We start from the raw sequence: 232 nt of genomic DNA, 5'->3' as shown, positions 1-232 counted from the left end.
GAGAGCGGATATGCGAGCTTGTGGTGACGACGCGATCTGCAACCGCCAGCTTCCCGACATCTGTGCGGCATTTCCCCATCGCGATAACAAGCGAAACCGATTGGACAGCGGCTCTCGAGGGTATTGATGTCATCATCCATCTCGCCGCTCGTGTTCACATCATGAACGACCGCGCAGCCGATCCGCTTGCGGAATTTCGTCAGATCAACACCGCCGCCACCTTGAACCTCGC

Annotated in this window: 1 protein-coding gene; it reads left to right on the top strand. The window is 57.8% G+C overall.

Annotated elements, in window-relative coordinates; translation table 11 throughout:
• Positions 1 to 232 (top strand): SDR family oxidoreductase (locus AF337_RS30205; RefSeq protein WP_342028460.1); only part of this gene is annotated, 232 nt, incomplete at both ends.

Origin of the sequence: Rhizobium ecuadorense (assembly GCF_001187535.1) — a bacterium.
Classification (GTDB): Bacteria; Pseudomonadota; Alphaproteobacteria; order Rhizobiales; family Rhizobiaceae; genus Rhizobium; species Rhizobium ecuadorense.
This window is presented reverse-complemented; position numbering and strand designations above follow the sequence as displayed.